Source organism: Aminobacter sp. SR38 (genome assembly GCF_014843375.1).
Lineage (GTDB): Bacteria > Pseudomonadota > Alphaproteobacteria > Rhizobiales > Rhizobiaceae > Aminobacter > Aminobacter ciceronei.
In genome coordinates this window covers 3,209,333-3,222,548 of record NZ_CP062112.1, presented here as the reverse complement: position 1 = coordinate 3,222,548, position 13,216 = coordinate 3,209,333, and the positions used below count along the sequence as shown (strand labels likewise).

Genomic DNA, 13,216 nt, shown 5'->3' with positions numbered 1-13,216 from the left:
TCGACCATGGCTCAGTACACCCGCGCCTTGGGTGCGATCTTGGCCAGGGAGATGCCACCGTCTTCCTCCTTGAGCAGCGGCTCGGTGTGCACCGGCCGGTAGGTCAGCGTCACCTTGCCGTCCTCGGCGACGTGGGCCAGCGTGTGCTGGCGCCAGTTGACGTCGTCACGGGCCGAGAAGTCCTCGCGGGCATGCGCGCCACGGCTTTCCTTGCGTGCTTCCGCGCCATAGACGGTTGCGATGGCGTTCGACATCAGGTTTTCGAGCTCCAGCGTCTCCACCAGGTCCGAGTTCCAGATCATCGAGCGGTCGAAGACCTTGATGTCCTTCATCTCGCCCCAGATCTCGGAGATGCGCTTGCAGCCCTGCTCCAGCGATTCCTGGGTGCGGAACACGGCAGCGTCCTCCTGCATCGCCTTCTGCATCTTCTCGCGCAGCACTGCCGTCGGCGTGCCGCCATTGGCGTGGCGCAGGCGGTCGAAACGATCCATGATCTTCTCGACCGAAGCGGCGTTGGGCGACGGGATCGGCGCGTTGCGGTCGACGACCTGGCCGGCGCGGATGGCGGCGGCGCGACCGAACACCACGAGGTCGATCAGCGAGTTGGAGCCGAGACGGTTGGCGCCATGCACCGAAGCACAACCGGCCTCGCCGACGGCCATCAGGCCGGGCGACACGCGGTCCGGGTTCGCCTTGGTCGGGTTCAGCACCTCGCCCCAATAGTTGGTCGGGATGCCGCCCATGTTGTAGTGCACCGTCGGCAGCACCGGGATCGGCTCGCGGGTCACGTCGACACCGGCGAAGATCTTCGCCGACTCGGAAATGCCGGGCAGCCGCTCATGCAGGACCGCCGGATCGAGGTGGTCGAGATGCAGGAAGATGTGGTCCTTGTTCTTGCCGACGCCGCGACCGTCGCGGATCTCCAGCGTCATGCAGCGCGAAACCACGTCGCGCGATGCCAGGTCCTTGGCCGATGGTGCGTAGCGCTCCATGAAGCGCTCGCCTTCGGAGTTGACGAGATAACCGCCCTCGCCACGCGCGCCTTCGGTGATCAGGCAGCCCGAACCATAGATGCCGGTCGGGTGGAACTGCACGAACTCCATGTCCTGCAAAGGCAGGCCGGCACGCGCGGCCATACCGCCGCCGTCGCCGGTGCAGGTATGGGCCGAGGTCGCCGAGAAATAGGCGCGGCCGTAGCCTCCGGTCGCCAGCACCACCATCTTGGCCGAGAAGCGGTGGATTGTGCCGTCGTCGAGGTTCCAGGCCACGACACCGGTGCAGGTGCCATCCGGCTCCATGATCAGGTCAAGGGCGAAATACTCGATGAAGAACTGCGCGTTGTTCTTCAGCGACTGGCCGTAGAGCGTGTGCAGGATGGCGTGGCCGGTGCGGTCGGCGGCAGCGCAGGTGCGCTGCACGGGCGGGCCGTCGCCATAATTCATCATGTGGCCGCCGAACGGCCGCTGGTAAATCTTGCCCTCTTCAGTACGCGAGAACGGCACGCCATAATGCTCGAGCTCATAGACCGCAGCCGGCGCTTCGCGCACCAGATACTCCATCGCGTCGACATCGCCGAGCCAGTCGGAACCCTTGACGGTGTCGTACATGTGCCACTGCCAGGAGTCGGGGCCCATGTTCTGCAGCGAGGCGGCGATTCCGCCCTGAGCCGCAACCGTGTGCGAGCGGGTCGGGAACACCTTGGTGATGCAGGCGGTCTTCAGCCCCTGCTCAGCCATGCCGAGCGTGGCACGCAGGCCGGCACCGCCGGCACCGACGACGACGACGTCGAACTTGTGATCGACATAGGTATAGGCGGAAGCTCCGCTGGTCTTGCCGTCCTTGGCCACCGTTTCAGCCTCCAAATGCAAGTTTGAGCAGGGCGAAGAGCGAAGCGACGCCGACAGCTACGGTAAAGAAAGTGTTGAGCATGATGAGCGTCACCTTGAGCAACTCGCCATGCACGTAGTCCTCGATCACCACCTGCATGCCGAGGCGCATGTGGTAGAGGCCCGAGACCAGCACCAGCGCCAGCACAAGCGACACCAGAGGATTGGCGAACGAGGCGCGCACGGTGGCGAAATCGGCACCGTTGAGCGCGATCAAGAGGCCAACGAAGAACAGCATCAACGGGATGTTGGCGACCGCCGTCAGGCGCTGGCGCCAGAAATGTTCGGTACCCTCGCGGGCCGAACCCAGGCCGCGGACCTTGCCAAGCGCGGTGCGCATGTCGTTGTTCGAGCCGCTCATCCTACGCTCCCCGCACCATGTAGCCGACGATCCAGACCGCCGCTGTCAGCACCACCGAACCGACGAGCGTCGCCCAGGCGAACCTGGAGGCGGTTTCCTTTTCGAGCGCGGCACCGGTGTCCCAGACCAGGTGGCGGATGCCGCCCAGCATGTGCAGCATCAGGGCCCAGGTGTAGCCGAGCAGCACCAGCTGGCCGATCCAGCTGCCATAGACCCAACTGACGAAGTCGAAATACTCCTGCGACGTCGCCGCCGCGATCAGCCACCAGGCGACCAGCAGCGTGCCGAAATACAGCGCGCAGCCGGTGATGCGGTGCAGGATCGAGGTCGTCATCGTCACCGGCGGACGATAGATGCTCAGGTGCGGCGACAAAGGCCGCGCACGCGATGTGGCTTGGGTTGCTTGTGATTTGCTCATGGCTCCCCCGGTCTGCATCCGAGCGTGGCTATGTTTGAATACGGCGCCGTCGCACCGTTTTGCGACGTCGGACTGCGCGCTTTCTAAAGCTCTTTTTGCACCGCGTCAAAGTCAGAAAACCGTTCTGGCGCACCTATTTAGTCGCATCACGGCTTCAATCGATTGAACAAATGCCGCCACTACCCCAGTGGGTGAGTCGTCACCAGACGTGCCGACGAAACAGGCAATGACGGCATCCCCCATCGGGACGATATCAGGCTACCCGTTCGTTGGCTTGGACAGGCTGCAGGCATATCAGCGCAACAGAAAATTAACCATGTTTGTTAATCTTTTCCGTCCAAGCAGACGCCAAGCCTTAACAATGATTAAGAAACGGTTAATCTCCGGTTCGATCGAACAGGGAGATTTGCCCGATGCGTCCCGCACTGGCTTTGACCACATTTGCGTCTTTCATGCTTGCCGCCGGCGTCGCGCTAACCTCTCCGGCCGCCGCAGGAGGCAGCCACGACCGCGTTTATGCCGATTCGTTCGGCAACCTGATCGTCGAGAGCACCACCGGCTACAAGCGCATCATCGTCGGCGAGGGCGCTTCGGCCCGCAAGCTCGCAGCCTACACCGGTTCGACCGGACCGAAGGTCGTCTATCTCGACGGCCCCAGCGCGCAGCGCCACTGCTACCGCCCGCCCATGCTGCTCAAGGGCCGCAGCTACATGTATGGTTTCTCCGAAGGTGAAATCCCGCAGCCCGGCCTGGTCTGCCGCTGAAACTACGCGGCTACCGGCTCGGCGGCTTGAGGCCGAACGGCACCACGGTCGAGTCCGAAAACAGCTGCACCGCGCCCCACACCCGAACGCAGTCGCGCCCGTCCTTCTTGGCTTCGTAAAGCGCTGAGTCGGCCCGCACCATCAACTGGTCGATGCTTTCGCCGGCCACCAGTTCGGCGACACCGAAGCTTGCGGTAAAGCGGCAATCGTCCGGTAGGCCATCGATCGGCATGCCGGAGAATGCCGAGCGCGCGCCTTCGGCGAACAGCCGCGCCGAGGCCAGATGCGCGCCCGGCAGGATGATCGCGAATTCCTCGCCGCCGATCCGGCCGGCGACGTGATGACCGGCCATCGATTCGCGGATGAACTGGGCAAATGCTTCGATGACACGATCGCCCGAGGCGTGGCCGTAACTGTCGTTGATCGACTTGAAGTGATCGAGGTCGGAGATGACAAGCGTGATCGGCAGGCCCTGGCGCACCGCGTCGCGCATCGCGCTGGCCGCCCGGCGCTGGAAGCCGCCGCGGTTGAGCAGGCCCGACAACGCGTCGGTCTCCGACTTCTGCGTCGCGTCGAGCAGGATGTCGCGCACCAAAATCACCAGCAGCATCAGCGCGATCGACAGCGCAAACACCGTGCCGAGCGCCTGCGAGATCATCGCATAGGTGCTCTGCAGATAGTGATGCGGATCGGCGCCCGGGCCGCCGACGGCGAGCGCTAGATAAGGCTTGGAGAAGAACTGCAGCGCGCTGGCGAAGAGCACGCCCGCCAGCACGTAGTCGAACTGGCTGAGCTGCCGGCGCGAGCGCAGTATTGTAGCGGCACCGACGGCTTGAGCGATCGCATAAGGCGTCTGGTAGGTCATCATGCGCAGCAGCGAATCGCGGGCAAAGCCCTGCGTGGCAAAGACGGCTATCGTCGTCACAACGAGAAACGCTGCCATCAGCCGCCATGCCGGCTGCGCCTCGTAGCGGATGGCCAAGCCGACGTTCATGACCATCAGCGTGGCCAGGAAGGCGACGAAATTGGCGGTGACGATGAACCGCGTGTCTTCGAACATCGGGATCGCGAACTCGGTCCCGATATAGACGATGCCGGCGAGGTAGCAGAGCGCGAACCAGCGCGCCGAGTTGCGACGCCCGTCATAGATGGCAATCGACATGAAAGCGCCGGCCAGGAGGCCGGCAACAAACACGTTGATCGCAAGTATGAACTCGGCGCCGGTCATCGTCGACTGCAATCTCCTTCGCGCGGATGACACCACAGCCCAGCGAAAAAGACGTTAACGCAAGGGCCGAAATACCGGTCATCCCAGAGGCTTGAGACAAAAAGGCGGCGGAGCATGTGCTCCGCCGCCTTGTCTGTTTCTGCTGCAGCCCTGAGGCCGCTCTCGTCAGTGCCAGTCGCGGATGTCGACGAAGTGGCCGGCGATGGCAGCGGCCGCAGCCATGGCCGGCGACACCAGATGGGTGCGGCCCTTGAAGCCCTGGCGGCCCTCGAAGTTGCGGTTCGAGGTCGAGGCGCAGCGCTCATGCGGCTTGAGGCGGTCGTCGTTCATGGCCAGGCACATCGAGCAGCCCGGCTCGCGCCAGTCGAAGCCAGCCGCCACGAAGATCTTGTCCAGGCCTTCGGCTTCCGCCTGTTCCTTGACCAGGCCCGAGCCCGGCACGATCATCGCGCTGACAGTCGAGGCGACCTTGCGGCCTTCGACGACCTTGGCGACGGCGCGCAGGTCCTCGATGCGGCCATTGGTGCACGAGCCGATGAAGACGCGGTCGACCGAAATGTCGGTGATCTTGGTGCCGGCGGTCAGGCCCATATAGTCGAGCGCGCGCTTCTTGGAGTTGCGCTTGGTCTCGTCCTCGATCGCCTCGGCATCCGGCACCACGCCGGTTACGGCGACGACGTCCTCGGGCGACGAGCCCCAGGTAACGATCGGCGGCAGCTTGGCTGCGTCGAGCACGATGACCTTGTCGAAATGCGCACCTTCGTCCGAATGCAGCGTCTTCCAGTAGTCGAGCGCCATGTCGAAGGCCTTGCCCTTCGGCGCGCGCGGCTTGTCCTGGACGTAAGCGTAGGTCTTCTCGTCAGGCGCGATCAGGCCGGCGCGGGCGCCGCCTTCGATCGACATGTTGCAGATCGTCATGCGGCCTTCCATCGACAGGGCACGGATCGCCTCGCCAGCATATTCGATGACGTAGCCGGTGCCGCCGGCGGTGCCGATCTCGCCGATGATGGCAAGCACGATGTCCTTGGCGGTCACGCCTTCCGGCAGTTGGCCGTCGACACGTACCAGCATGTTCTTGGCCTTCTTCTGGATCAGCGTCTGGGTCGCCAGGACGTGTTCCACTTCCGAGGTGCCGATGCCGTGCGCCAATGCACCAAAAGCACCATGCGTCGAGGTGTGGCTGTCGCCGCAGACGATGGTCATGCCCGGCAGCGTAAAGCCCTGCTCGGGGCCGACGATATGGACGATGCCCTGGCGCTTGTCGTTCTCGGAGTAATACTCGACGCCGAAATCGGCCGAGTTCTTGGCCAGCGCCTCGACCTGGATGCGGCTTTCCTCGTTCTTGATGCCGTTCTTGCGGTCCGGCGAGGTCGGCACGTTGTGGTCGACCACGGCGAGCGTCTTCTCGGGATGACGGACCTTGCGGCCGGTCATACGCAGGCCTTCGAAGGCCTGCGGGCTCGTCACTTCGTGCACGAGGTGACGGTCGATGTAGAGCAGGCAGGTGCCGTCTTCCTGGCGGTCGACGACGTGGTCGTCAAAGATCTTGTCATAGAGGGTACGCGGTGCGCTCATGGCTTTGGATCCGTCGATATGAAACTTGGGAAGGCTAAAGGGCGCGCCAAAGGCCCGTCGGCTCGGCGCAAGCGACTAGATAAGTCGGCTGGTCAACGCGCCTGAAATCCGGGCAAAGAATCGCGACGGCAGGCGCTTGTGGTCCTGCAGCACGAAACCCTTGTAGGCCGGATCTCCAAAGAGTGCTTCCATAAGCGGCTCAATACCAATCTTTTGACGTTCCGGCAATCGCAAGCTCCGCCTGGCCCAAGCGGCAAGATGGCGGAGCGTCCACGGATGCCCGCAAGCAGCTATACGATGCGCGCCAGCGCAGCCTCGCCGCGGCGCAGCCCATGCCGGTCGGCCCAGCCTGAAACAGCGGCAGCAATCGCTTCCGGCTGGTCTTCCGGCGCCGCATGCCGGGCTGGACCGCAGTTCTCGATCTCGAGGCTGGCAATGTTGTCGGCGCACCACCGGATCATCTCCTCCCCGATCATCAACGTCTCCATCGAACCTTCGAAGGTTAAAAGCAGCTTCGGCACGCCGCCGCTCGCCGCCAGCCAGCGGTCATAGGCCTCGATGCGGGCAATCACATCGGCTGGCTCGCCGTCGATCGGCATGGCGCGTGGCCAGGCGAGCAGTGGCCGCCGGCTTTCGCGGGTCGGATAGGGCTTGCGATAGACGTCGAGATCCCCGTCGCTCAGCCCATTGAGCACGGTGGCGCGCAGGGCGAACTCTATGAAGAAGTTCTCGTCCAGCACCTTGGCCTCGCCGGTGCCCGCGCCGCGAAGTGCCTCATAGCGTGGCCTGGCGCTGTCGGCGAAGTCGGCCCAGCTCATCGGACGCACGATCGTCTCCATCACCGCGATGCCGCGCACCCGCCCGGAGTGGCGCGCCGCCCAGTCGAAGGCCAGCGCCCCGCCCCAGTCGTGACCGACAAGCACCACCTCCTCCAGCCCCATCGCCTCGAACCAGCCGTCGAGATAGCGGGCGTGATCGTCGAAGCTGTAGGCAATGTCAGGTTTGCCTGAACCGCCCATGCCGATCAGGTCGGGCGCAAGCCGGCGCACGCCGTCGCCCATGCCGGGAAGCACGTTGCGCCACAGATAGGACGATGTCGGGTTGCCGTGCAGGAACACGAACGGCACGCCGTGCCCCACATCCACATAGGAGATTGTCGAGTCGAGTACGCTGATTGCAGGCATCTGGCTTTCCTTCCCGTCGCTCAAGTAGTAAGGTGCCTGTCTAATATCAATTAGTCAGGCACCTGTCTATCTTGAAAGAGACGATCCCGGAAAATCCGCCGCTCGGCCTGTTGCTGCGCCTGGTCCACCAGCATTGGACCCAGGCCGTCGACACCGCCCTCGACGCTGCCGGATTCGGCGACATTCGTCCGCCGCACGCCAACGTCTTCACCTTCACCCCATCGCAAGGCATCCAGGTCAGCGAACTGACCAAGCTCGCCCATGTCCGCAAGCAGACGATGGCCCAGGCGGTGGAGGAGCTCGAGAAGCTTGGTTATGTCGAGCGCCGACCCGATCCCAACGACCGCCGCGGCCGGCTGGTCTTCCTCACGGAACGCGGCAAGGCCGTGCGCCCCATCGCCGCCGCCACAGGGCGCAAGGTTGACGAGCGCTGGGCCGAACTGACCAGCCCGCAAGAGATGGAGGCGTTGCGGCAGGCGCTGCGGCTGCTGTTCGAAAAGGTGCGCGACGACGTGACGACCCGCCCAGGCGATGAGACGAAGGCTGACTAGCCGGCCTTGCCCTCGCCCGGGCTATGCGCACCCGGCTTTTCGTCGCGTTTGTCCTCGCTGAGGTCAAACTTGACCTCGAAGCGGTGCAGCAAGCCGAGAACGCACAGTGCGAGCAGGGTGACGAAGGCCGCGATCTGCCAGAGCCCAAGGCCTGCGGCGAGGCCGATGGCGCCCGCCAGCCACATGCCGGCACCCGTCGTCAGCCCCTGCACCTCGCCCCTGCTGAAAAACACTACGCCCGCGGCAAGGAAGGCGACGCCGGCGGTCACCGCCTCGACGACGCGGATCGGATCGACCTTGGCGCCGTCCTTCAGCACCTCCGGTCCGAACATCGGCGCATGCACGATCTCGATGGTCAGCAGCGCGAAGGTCGCCGCCGCCACACAGACGAGGATATGTGTCCTCAGACCCGCCGGCCGGTTGCGCCATTCGCGCTCGAAGCCGATGGCCGCGCCGAAGACGGCAGCCAGCAGCATGCGCGCGACGATGACGGGAAACGAGGTGTAGGTCGGATGGCCGAATTCTTCGACGAGCTGTTCCATGGGGGCCTCATGATGGGTTCGGCTCCCAACGCGCCATGGCAAGGGTGGTTCCTCGCCCGGAACAGCCCGCTTCGCTCAGAACGGCTTGATGATCACCAGCCCGACAATGCCGAGCAACAGCAGGCCGACCAGCCAATGCAGCTTCAGCACGATGCCGGCAGGCTTCGCCAGCCTGGCGCCTGCGAGCTGCCGCAACTGGCCCGACAGCACGCCATGCAGGCCCGACATCGCCACGACAAGCGCCAGCTTGGCGTGCAGCCAGGCGTCGCCGAAAGAGCCGAGGTCATAAGCGAGATAGAGCCCCAGCGCCCAGACGATCATCATCGCCGGCGTCGACAGCATCGAGAAGCCGGCGCGCAACTGCGCCGCCTGCCGCGAATCGATGCCGCCATTCCGGGCCATGTGCGACAATGCCAGCGGCACTGATATCATGCCTGACAGCCAGACCACCATCGCCACGACATGCAGAGACTTGATGACGAGATAGCTCATTGCCCTGCCGTCTGGTTGGCCGCCCTGGCGGCGAGGAAGCGATCATTGATGAAGGTGCCGAAGGTCACGAGGCAGGCGAGGCCGGTGCGCAGCATCTCCCTGAGCGACCAACCACCGCCGGAGAAATTGTCGACCAGGCACACGACGTAGAAGACGAAGGCGAGGCCGTGGACCGGCCCGGCCGCGCTGACGATTGCGGGATAGCCGGCCAGATGTTTCATCGGGACAGCAAACAGCACGAGGAAAAGCAGCGTGCTTCCCTCGAACAGGCCCGCGAAGCGCAGGCGGGAGAGTGGATTGGAGAGGATCTTGCGAATGGCTTCCATGCCGCGAGATTTGTCCGCGGCAGTGCCGCTCGCAATCGTCCATCCGGTCGCAGAGGCCGAATGACGCGCGACATTTCAGACAACCCTGAATATATACGCCTTGACCAGCACATCCGGTTCGGCCACGGCAAAGGCCCGGAAAGCAGGGCTCTCCTCGACCGCCTGCCATCTTCCGGTCGTCACAAGTTCAGTGAACTTATCCTGGAAACCGCCCGCTTCCAGGACCACGTCGCGGACGGTGAAGATGACGAAGCCACCCGGCCGCGTGATCCGGACCAATTCGTCCAGGCTCGATGCCGGCGCATGGCCCGCCGTGAACACGCCGGTCGAGAAGACGGCGGCGAAATGCCGGTCGGCCCAAGGCAACGGACCGCCGAGTGCGGCCTGCGTCAGCGCGCTGTGGCCGCCGCGTGCCCGCGCCAGTTCGAGCATTTCCTCGGAGAAGTCGAGCCCTTCGATGTCGTCATATCCAAGCGCCTGGAGATACGGCCCCGACAGTCCGGTGCCGCAACCGGCATCGAGCAGCGGTCCTTCGCCCTTGGGCACGTGCCGCGCCACCCACGCCGCGATCACGAAGGGCAGGCAGTATCCCAGCGCCGCTGTCTCGGTGTCGTAGCCGTTCGCCCAGGCCGCATAGGCCGCCGCCAGCTGCATTTCTGTCTCTGCCGCATAGACCATGTCGAGCGCAGTCTTGTCGGCACCTCCGGTCATGGCGTGAAATCCCGGCGCATCCGCCGCTCCAGCGCCCGCAGGCTGAGCGACAGCCCGACGGTCAGGAGCAGGTAGACATAGGCTACGATAGAGTAGGTCTCGAAGAAGCGGAATGATCCCGAGGCATAGACCTTGGCCATCTGGGTGATGTCGGCGACGCCAAGCACCGACACCAGCGAGGAATCCTTCACCATGGCGATAAAGTCGTTGCCATAGGGCGGCAGGATGGTCCTGAATGCCTGCGGCCAGACAATCAGCCGAAAGCGCTGGGTGCGCGACAATCCCAACGCCTTCGCCGCCTCGATCTGGCCGACATCGACGGCCTGGATGCCGGCGCGGAAGATTTCGGCGATGAAGGACGAATAGGCGATCGTGAGTGCAATGATCGCCCGCCACAGTAGCGAGAAGTCGCGCACCTGCATCGGCTCGACCAGCCCCGCCGATTGCAGCGGTAGCGTCACCCAGTTCCACGCCACGACGAAGGCCGGCGCGCCGACGAAAGCGATCCAGAACAGCAGCACCAGGATCGGCAGGCCGCGAATGATCTCGACATAGAAACGCGAAACCTGACGCAGCAGCTTGGAATTCGACAGCCCGAGCAGGGCGATGAGCAGCCCGAGCGCCGAGGCCATGGCGAAGGCGACGATGGTGACGAAAAGTGTTACCCAAAGCCCTTTGACGAGGGTCGACAGGATCTGGCCGTAGACGTCGCTGGCCGCGATGGTCACCGCCGAAAGCACACCGATCGCCACGGCAGCCACCAGCCACCACGGGAAATCGTCCTTCTTGACCCGGTACTGGCTCATGCTGCGTCCTGCCGCGGCCCGGCAAAAGAATGCGGCAGCGTCTCGAACTGGTCGAGCAAGGCGACCACCCGGCGACCGCCCGCCGTCAACGAATAGACGACGCCGCGCGGGAAAGCTGAAACTGCGTCACGCTCGACAAGGCCGCGTCTCAACAGGCCGTCCAACCGCTCCGACAGCACCTTGGCGGTGACCCCGGGCAGCCGTGCCATCAGGTCGCCATGCCGCTTCGCGCCCACCGACAGCTGCCACAACACCAGCGCGTTCCAGCGATGGCCGAGAAAAGAGAGCCAGTCTTCAACCGGACATAGCTCCGGCCGTCGCGGCATCGGCACCTCGCGCTCGCTGGTCGCGGTCATCTCTGCACTCATTCGGGGTACCCGTTTGGATAGTTCTGCAACGGCATGTTCTGGTCGCCGAAACAGGAGAAAGCCAATGTCATCAAAAGTCTACCGGCCGGCCGACATGAACGAAACTTTTGCCGCCATCCGCAACAGCGGCGATGTCGAGGCTCTGCTTGGGCTCTACGAGGAAGATGCCCGCCTGCTGGTCGATGCCGGCGGCGAGGGCTTTGCAGGCAAGGCCGCCATCGCCGAAGAACTTGAGCGGCTCGTGCGCATGCCCGGCACGATGAGGTCGCAAAACACCTTCTGCGTCGAGCATGGCGACCTGGCGCTGCTGCGCGCCGATTTCGCGATCGTCGATGAGGAAGGCCGCACCCTCTGTTTCGGCTTCACTGCCGAAATCGTGCGCAGGCAGGCCGACGGCATGTGGCTCTATGTCGTCGACCACGCCGGCGCCAGCCGCTACCGAGCCTAGGCTCGACCAACAGTTTGCCGTCTCCGCCAAGTGGAGGAGACGGCAGCGCAATCACTGGCCCATCTTGTAGTCGAGGAACCACTTCTTGTTCAGCTTGTCGAAGGTGCCGTCAGCCTTCAGCGCCGCGATCGCCTGGTTGATCGGAGCGACGAGGTCCGAGCCCTTCTTGAAGATGAAGCCGAAATCCTCGCTACCCAGCGGCTCGCCCACCACCTTGAGCTTGCCTTCCGAGGCGTCGACATAACCCTGGGCGGCGACGCTGTCGGTCAGCACGAGGTCGACGTCGCCGGCCTTGAGCGCCTGCACGGTGGCGCCGAAGGTCTCGAACAGCTTGATGCGCGGGTTCTGCTCGTTGCCGTCGAGGATCTCGTAGACGGCGGTGTAGAAAGGCGAGGTGCCCGGCTGCGCCGCGATCAGGCCGTCCTTGAGCGCACCGAAGCTCTTGGCGTCGGTGAAGCGGCTCTCGTCTGATCGCACCAGCATGAACTGCTGTGACCGCATATAGGGGTCGGAGAAGTCGACCTTCTCCTTGCGCTCGTCCTTAATGGTGATGCCGGTCATGCCGATCTGGTACTGGCCGTCCGAGACCGCCTGGATCATGGCGTCCCACGAGGTGTTCTGGTACTCGATCTTGACGTTCAGACGCTTGGCGATCTCGTCCATGGCGTCGTACTCCCAGCCGATCTGCTTGCCGGTCTTGGGGTCGATGAACTGCAGCGGCGGATAGGCATTTTCGGTCACCACGACGACCGACTTGCCGCCAAGATCCGGCAGGCTCTGGGCCATGGCGGCCAAGGGCAGAAGCACGACAGCCAGCGCGCCGGCCAGCGACAGTTTGAAATTAGACATGATGCGTTCCCCGAAACAAGAAGACCGGCGGCGCCGGTCGATTTGCGCCAGACTTTAGCCGTCCCAAGCGTGCTTGCAAGCATGGACGATGCGCTGGCACAGCCGAATGCACTGTATCTGTTTCGCTTTTGGCCCGTTTGCGAAACAAACCCCGGCCTCAGCCACCCGGCTGGTAAATCAGCAGATGCTCGTCATGAAACACGCCGTCGACGAGAAGCGCCCTCGGCTCGACGCCGTAGCTGACGAATCCAAGACCGAGATAGAGCCTGAGTGCCGGCAGATTGTCGGCAATCACATGGGCATGCAGTGCAAGGCCGCGTTCGGTCGCATGGTCGATCACCTGCCGCACCAGCGCCCGGGCGGAACCCGTGCCGCGCCAGACCGGATCGACATAAACGCCGAACATCGCGCCCTTGTGCCGTGTCTTGCGCCGCTTGTCGCCGATGAAGGTCGCGACGCCGACGAGCTCGCCATCGCCAAACACGCCATACACCGCATCGGGTTCGGCAAGGCTGATCCGCGCCTCGAAATCGGCGTCGGTCAGGTGCGCCTCGTCTTCCGGGCTCGAGCTGAAGGCGAGCGGCGCATTCACAAGCGCTGCGCGCCTCAGCTCACGAAAGGCAGCGCCCTCGCCCGGCACCAGCCGCCGAACAATGAAATCCCGCGTGCTCGCCATCAAATCCTCTCCGAAACGAAAAAGGGCGGCA

At 64.1% G+C, this 13,216-nt stretch carries 17 protein-coding genes; 3 read left to right on the top strand and 14 right to left on the bottom strand.

From position 1 onward, the window contains the following. Positions 1-11: 11 nt before the first annotated feature. The 3 genes from sdhA to sdhC are packed head-to-tail and all read right to left on the bottom strand — an operon-like array spanning position 12 to position 2,665. Positions 12-1,847 (bottom strand): succinate dehydrogenase flavoprotein subunit, encoded by a 1,836-nt coding sequence (sdhA, locus tag IG197_RS15740; protein ID WP_192313176.1) that lies wholly within the window; start codon positions 1,845-1,847, stop codon positions 12-14. 4 nt (positions 1,848-1,851) lie between these two features. Then, complete coding sequence (sdhD, locus tag IG197_RS15735; RefSeq protein WP_067956118.1) at positions 1,852-2,247, bottom strand: succinate dehydrogenase, hydrophobic membrane anchor protein; 396 nt, start codon at positions 2,245-2,247, stop codon at positions 1,852-1,854. A gap of 1 nt (position 2,248) precedes the next feature. Continuing rightward, positions 2,249-2,665 (bottom strand): succinate dehydrogenase, cytochrome b556 subunit, encoded by a 417-nt coding sequence (gene sdhC / locus IG197_RS15730; protein ID WP_067956116.1) that lies wholly within the window; start codon positions 2,663-2,665, stop codon positions 2,249-2,251. Positions 2,666-3,078: 413 nt separating this feature from the next. Between sdhC and IG197_RS15725 the strand changes: the two genes are divergently transcribed. Beyond that, positions 3,079-3,429 carry a hypothetical protein gene (locus IG197_RS15725; RefSeq protein WP_067956114.1) on the top strand — a complete coding sequence of 117 codons (351 nt, stop codon included), beginning with the start codon at positions 3,079-3,081 and terminating at the stop codon, positions 3,427-3,429. A 10-nt stretch (positions 3,430-3,439) separates the two neighbouring features. Here IG197_RS15725 and IG197_RS15720 read toward each other — a convergent pair whose 3' ends face one another. From IG197_RS15720 to IG197_RS15710, 3 genes are all read right to left on the bottom strand, one after another. Then, positions 3,440-4,657 carry a GGDEF domain-containing protein gene (locus IG197_RS15720; RefSeq protein ID WP_067956112.1) on the bottom strand — a complete coding sequence of 406 codons (1,218 nt, stop codon included), beginning with the start codon at positions 4,655-4,657 and terminating at the stop codon, positions 3,440-3,442. 165 nt (positions 4,658-4,822) lie between these two features. Continuing rightward, on the bottom strand, positions 4,823-6,232 hold the full coding sequence (gene leuC / locus IG197_RS15715; protein WP_192313172.1) for a 3-isopropylmalate dehydratase large subunit: 1,410 nt from the start codon (positions 6,230-6,232) through the stop codon (positions 4,823-4,825). Between the two features lie 290 nt (positions 6,233-6,522). Then, positions 6,523-7,416 carry a haloalkane dehalogenase gene (locus tag IG197_RS15710; RefSeq protein ID WP_192313169.1) on the bottom strand — a complete coding sequence of 298 codons (894 nt, stop codon included), beginning with the start codon at positions 7,414-7,416 and terminating at the stop codon, positions 6,523-6,525. Positions 7,417-7,487: 71 nt separating this feature from the next. Here IG197_RS15710 and IG197_RS15705 point away from each other — a divergent pair, with 71 nt between their 5' ends. Continuing rightward, a complete protein-coding gene (locus IG197_RS15705) occupies positions 7,488-7,967 on the top strand; it encodes a MarR family winged helix-turn-helix transcriptional regulator (RefSeq protein ID WP_154386734.1) in 480 nt (159 codons plus the stop codon). On the opposite strand, the gene IG197_RS15700 is transcribed toward IG197_RS15705, so the two are convergent. From IG197_RS15700 to IG197_RS15675, 6 genes are all read right to left on the bottom strand, one after another. Further along, positions 7,964-8,509 carry an MgtC/SapB family protein gene (locus IG197_RS15700; protein WP_192313167.1) on the bottom strand — a complete coding sequence of 182 codons (546 nt, stop codon included), beginning with the start codon at positions 8,507-8,509 and terminating at the stop codon, positions 7,964-7,966. The two genes, IG197_RS15705 and IG197_RS15700, sit on opposite strands and share 4 nt — an antisense overlap. Positions 8,510-8,584: 75 nt before the next feature. Then, positions 8,585-9,001, bottom strand: coding sequence for a CopD family protein (locus IG197_RS15695; RefSeq protein ID WP_067956108.1), 417 nt, complete (start codon positions 8,999-9,001; stop codon positions 8,585-8,587). After that, positions 8,998-9,327: a DUF3817 domain-containing protein gene (locus IG197_RS15690; RefSeq protein ID WP_192313164.1), complete on the bottom strand. Its 330-nt coding sequence runs from the start codon at positions 9,325-9,327 to the stop codon at positions 8,998-9,000. Before IG197_RS15690 ends, IG197_RS15695 begins: the two co-directional genes overlap by 4 nt. Positions 9,328-9,402: 75 nt before the next feature. After that, the gene (locus IG197_RS15685; protein WP_192313161.1) at positions 9,403-10,038 is read right to left on the bottom strand and encodes a class I SAM-dependent methyltransferase; all 636 of its coding nucleotides are present in this window, start codon (positions 10,036-10,038) and stop codon (positions 9,403-9,405) included. After that, positions 10,035-10,844 carry an amino acid ABC transporter permease gene (locus IG197_RS15680; protein ID WP_192313158.1) on the bottom strand — a complete coding sequence of 270 codons (810 nt, stop codon included), beginning with the start codon at positions 10,842-10,844 and terminating at the stop codon, positions 10,035-10,037. The genes IG197_RS15685 and IG197_RS15680 overlap by 4 nt, the downstream gene beginning before the upstream one ends. Beyond that, entirely contained in the window at positions 10,841-11,200 is a 360-nt protein-coding gene (locus IG197_RS15675) for a helix-turn-helix domain-containing protein (protein WP_246340652.1), read from the bottom strand. Before IG197_RS15675 ends, IG197_RS15680 begins: the two co-directional genes overlap by 4 nt. Before the next feature lie 76 nt (positions 11,201-11,276). Between IG197_RS15675 and IG197_RS15670 the strand changes: the two genes are divergently transcribed. Further along, a complete protein-coding gene (locus tag IG197_RS15670) occupies positions 11,277-11,660 on the top strand; it encodes a nuclear transport factor 2 family protein (RefSeq protein ID WP_246765158.1) in 384 nt (127 codons plus the stop codon). 51 nt (positions 11,661-11,711) lie between these two features. Here IG197_RS15670 and IG197_RS15665 read toward each other — a convergent pair whose 3' ends face one another. Continuing rightward, on the bottom strand, positions 11,712-12,509 hold the full coding sequence (locus IG197_RS15665; protein ID WP_067956101.1) for a basic amino acid ABC transporter substrate-binding protein: 798 nt from the start codon (positions 12,507-12,509) through the stop codon (positions 11,712-11,714). A gap of 157 nt (positions 12,510-12,666) precedes the next feature. Next, positions 12,667-13,185 carry a GNAT family N-acetyltransferase gene (locus tag IG197_RS15660; protein ID WP_192313155.1) on the bottom strand — a complete coding sequence of 173 codons (519 nt, stop codon included), beginning with the start codon at positions 13,183-13,185 and terminating at the stop codon, positions 12,667-12,669. Between the last annotated feature and the right edge of the window lie 31 nt (positions 13,186-13,216).

What these genes read in the sequence shown, in the direction of transcription:
- sdhD (WP_067956118.1), bottom strand. Translation starts at nt 2,247, where the DNA reads ATGAGCGGCTCGAACAACGACATGCGCACCGCGCTTGGCAAGGTCCGC.
- sdhC (WP_067956116.1), bottom strand. Translation starts at nt 2,665, where the DNA reads ATGAGCAAATCACAAGCAACCCAAGCCACATCGCGTGCGCGGCCTTTG.
- IG197_RS15725 (WP_067956114.1), top strand. Translation starts at nt 3,079, where the DNA reads ATGCGTCCCGCACTGGCTTTGACCACATTTGCGTCTTTCATGCTTGCC.
- IG197_RS15720 (WP_067956112.1), bottom strand. Translation starts at nt 4,657, where the DNA reads ATGACCGGCGCCGAGTTCATACTTGCGATCAACGTGTTTGTTGCCGGC.
- leuC (WP_192313172.1), bottom strand. Translation starts at nt 6,232, where the DNA reads ATGAGCGCACCGCGTACCCTCTATGACAAGATCTTTGACGACCACGTC.
- IG197_RS15710 (WP_192313169.1), bottom strand. Translation starts at nt 7,416, where the DNA reads ATGCCTGCAATCAGCGTACTCGACTCGACAATCTCCTATGTGGATGTG.
- IG197_RS15700 (WP_192313167.1), bottom strand. Translation starts at nt 8,509, where the DNA reads ATGGAACAGCTCGTCGAAGAATTCGGCCATCCGACCTACACCTCGTTT.
- IG197_RS15695 (WP_067956108.1), bottom strand. Translation starts at nt 9,001, where the DNA reads ATGAGCTATCTCGTCATCAAGTCTCTGCATGTCGTGGCGATGGTGGTC.
- IG197_RS15690 (WP_192313164.1), bottom strand. Translation starts at nt 9,327, where the DNA reads ATGGAAGCCATTCGCAAGATCCTCTCCAATCCACTCTCCCGCCTGCGC.
- IG197_RS15685 (WP_192313161.1), bottom strand. Translation starts at nt 10,038, where the DNA reads ATGACCGGAGGTGCCGACAAGACTGCGCTCGACATGGTCTATGCGGCA.
- IG197_RS15680 (WP_192313158.1), bottom strand. Translation starts at nt 10,844, where the DNA reads ATGAGCCAGTACCGGGTCAAGAAGGACGATTTCCCGTGGTGGCTGGTG.
- IG197_RS15675 (WP_246340652.1), bottom strand. Translation starts at nt 11,200, where the DNA reads ATGACCGCGACCAGCGAGCGCGAGGTGCCGATGCCGCGACGGCCGGAG.
- IG197_RS15670 (WP_246765158.1), top strand. Translation starts at nt 11,277, where the DNA reads ATGTCATCAAAAGTCTACCGGCCGGCCGACATGAACGAAACTTTTGCC.
- IG197_RS15665 (WP_067956101.1), bottom strand. Translation starts at nt 12,509, where the DNA reads ATGTCTAATTTCAAACTGTCGCTGGCCGGCGCGCTGGCTGTCGTGCTT.
- IG197_RS15660 (WP_192313155.1), bottom strand. Translation starts at nt 13,185, where the DNA reads ATGGCGAGCACGCGGGATTTCATTGTTCGGCGGCTGGTGCCGGGCGAG.